Origin of the sequence: Streptomyces sp. WAC06614 (assembly GCF_003949795.1) — a bacterium.
Lineage (GTDB): Bacteria > Actinomycetota > Actinomycetes > Streptomycetales > Streptomycetaceae > Streptomyces.
In genome coordinates this window covers 1-2,706 of record NZ_RPRY01000547.1, presented here as the reverse complement: position 1 = coordinate 2,706, position 2,706 = coordinate 1, and the positions used below count along the sequence as shown (strand labels likewise).

The window sequence follows — 2,706 nt, the reverse complement described above, 5'->3', positions numbered from 1 at the left end:
GGCGGGGGCTGGGTGGCCGATCGGCTGTCCTCGCTGTCGTACACCATCGCCGCGGGCACCTCGCAGATCCAGCAGAACATCGTCGCCGAGCGGATCCTCGGCCTCCCGAAGGGCGGGTGAGGGCTGCCGTGGACTTCCAGCCGACCGAGGACCAGCGGGCCCTGCGGGCGGGCGTGCGCGAGCTGCTGGCCGCCCGCTTCGGCCGCGAGGCGCTGCGCGCGGCCGTGGCGGCCGCCGAGGGCGGTGCGCCGGTGGTGGACCGGGGGCTGTGGCGGGAGCTCGGCGACGCCGGGTTCTTCGCGCTCCGGCTGCCGGAGGAGGCGGGCGGGGTCGGGCTGGGCCTGCCGGAGGCGGTCCTCGTCTTCGAGGAGGCCGGCCGGGCCCTGCTGCCGGGGCCGCTGGTGGCGACCTGGCTGGCCGCCGGGACCGTGCCGGGGGCGGCGGAGGGCCGCACGCTGGTCACCGCGTACGACCTCGGGAACGGCCTGCTGAGCTACCCGGCCGAGGCGGACACCGTCCTCGGCGGGCCCGGGCGCGGGCCCGGCCCGGCCGCGGCGGCGGCCGGGCCGGGCGTCGGGGCCGTGGCCGTGGCGTCGGTGGACCCGCTCACTCCGCTCGGTCGGGCGGACGGGGCGGACGGGGCGGGTGGAGGAGGGCTGCCGGCCGGGTACCGGGGCGAGGGGGTGCTGCTGACCGCCGCGCTCCAGGTGGGCAGCGCCCTGCGGACCACCGAGCTGGCGGTGGAGCACGCCGGCCGGCGGGAGCAGTTCGGCCGGCCCATCGGCTCCTTCCAGGCGGTCAAGCACCTGTGCGCGCAGATGCTGGTCCGCGCCGAACTGGCCCGTACGGCGCTCTACGCGGCGGCGGTCACCGGCGACGCGGCGGAGACGGCGGGGGCCAAGCTGCTGGCCGACGAGGCCGCCGTACGCAACGCCCGGGACTGCCTCCAGGTGCACGGGGGTATGGGGTTCACCTGGGAGGCCGATGTCCACCTGCACCTCAAGCGGGCCTGGCTACGGGCCGAGCAGTGGCTGACGGCGGCGCAGGCGGAGGAGGCCCTCGCGGCCGCCCTCGGACGGGAGGCGGAGGCCTCCGCGGAGGCATGGGCGCTGGAGTGACGGCTGGGACGGGAGGGGACACAAGTCCGATGACGGAGAGTTGATATCGCTTCGTGTCCTTCGCCCCGACTCGTTACGCAGGGGAGTCACGGACACGCTCCGGTACGCTCCCCCGGTGCGAGTGGTTCAGCGTCGAGGGCGTCGCACAGTATGCACCACGCCTACTCCTTCGCGCTGGAATATGCCCGAAGCGCTTGTTCTGGTGACTGTATGTCAACCATGCTGCTCCACAAGGGGGTCACGGACCGTGATCCTCATCTGTCGCGAGGCGAAGTGTCCGCCGGTTCGGATGGTGTGAGCGGTGCAGGTGCTTCAGGTTCAGCTGGAGGTAGGGCCCGATCCCGCGGAGGTCGGCCGGGCCCGCCGATGGGCGCGTTCCCGGCTGGCGGGATCGGGCATAGGGGACGACGAGCCGCTCGCCGAGACGCTCGTCCTGCTGATCTCGGAGCTCGTCACCAACGCCGTGGTGCACACGGGCTGTCCGGCGGTCCTGCGCATGCTCCTCGGCGGCCCGGGCGTCCGGGTCGAGGTGGCCGACGCCAGCGACCGACCGCCCGCCCCCCGGCACGCCTCCGGTGAGGACACCGGCGGGCGCGGCCTGGAGCTGGTGGTCGGCCTCGCCGACCGCTGGGGCTGGCAGCGCGAGGGCGCCGGCAAGCGGATCTGGTGCGAGATCGACCGGGCCCGCAAGGACTGCGCGCAGCTCGCCGAGAAATCCGGCCCGGCCAGGGAACCGCACGTGTACCTCTAACGAGGTGTTGACGGACCGTCATGCGTTGATCACCCTGGAGTGGACGATTCGTCGCGAGGGGACGCCAAGGGTCGACCTTGACGAGTGCGGGTCGTGGGGTGGCGGCTGCCGTGCCGCGCTCGGGGCGCGCACGACCGCGCCGCCACCCACAGAACCCGGCGGGTTACACCTCCGCCGCGCAGATCACGTCGAAGGGACGGCCGACGGACAGGGTCAGCTGCATCGGCTCGGTGGTGCCGGAGGGGCACTGGTCCTTGGACTTGACCAGGTCCAGCACCTTGTACGCGTTCTTCCCGGCGGAGGCGCACGGCACCTCCTTCGCCTGGTCGGTGACGCAGTCGCCCTTCACCAGCTGGCCGCCGCCGGCCCCCGCGTCACCGGGGTGGTCGCCGGACAGGTTCCGGCCGCACACGGTGTTGGTGGGGATCCCGCCCGTCTTCGACGAGCCGTAGGAGATGCTCACCTTGATCATCAGGTCCGTGCCGGCCGGGCACTGGATCGAACCGGGCAGGATGCCGGCCTCCTTGATCTCCAGGGCCTTGAAGGTGGCCCCGGAGTCGGAGCACTTGAAGGCCTTGTACCCGTCCGGCTTGTTGTCGGGGTCGGGTCCGCCGCAGTCGCCGACCTGCCAGGAGCTGGAGGTGTTCTTCGACGGGGAGGCGGAGGCGGACGGGGACTTGCCCGACGTGGTGGAGTCCTTGTCACCGAACACCTTGGACGCCGCGTAGCCGCCGCCGAGCACCAGCGCGAGCACGACGAGCGTCGGCAGGCAGCCGCCGGAACGCCGGGGCCGGGCCGGCGGCTGCCTGCCGACGCTCGTCGTGCTCGCGCTGGTGC

3 protein-coding genes and 1 pseudogene are annotated in these 2,706 nt (G+C 73.6%); 3 read left to right on the top strand and 1 reads right to left on the bottom strand.

Translation table 11 applies throughout. The features are described from left to right. The 3 genes and pseudogenes from EF918_RS34475 to EF918_RS34465 form a co-directional block, all read left to right on the top strand. Positions 1-120, top strand: a pseudogene (locus EF918_RS34475) (acyl-CoA dehydrogenase); the annotation flags it as partial. An 8-nt stretch (positions 121-128) separates the two neighbouring features. Next, the gene (locus tag EF918_RS34470; RefSeq protein WP_125652805.1) at positions 129-1,118 is read left to right on the top strand and encodes an acyl-CoA dehydrogenase family protein; all 990 of its coding nucleotides are present in this window, start codon (positions 129-131) and stop codon (positions 1,116-1,118) included. 301 nt (positions 1,119-1,419) lie between these two features. Next, positions 1,420-1,869: an ATP-binding protein gene (locus EF918_RS34465; RefSeq protein WP_260610964.1), complete on the top strand. Its 450-nt coding sequence runs from the start codon at positions 1,420-1,422 to the stop codon at positions 1,867-1,869. Between the two features lie 163 nt (positions 1,870-2,032). Here the strand turns inward: EF918_RS34465 and EF918_RS34460 are convergent, their stop codons facing one another. Next, entirely contained in the window at positions 2,033-2,638 is a 606-nt protein-coding gene (locus tag EF918_RS34460; RefSeq protein ID WP_125652806.1) for a hypothetical protein, read from the bottom strand. Positions 2,639-2,706 lie beyond the last annotated feature (68 nt).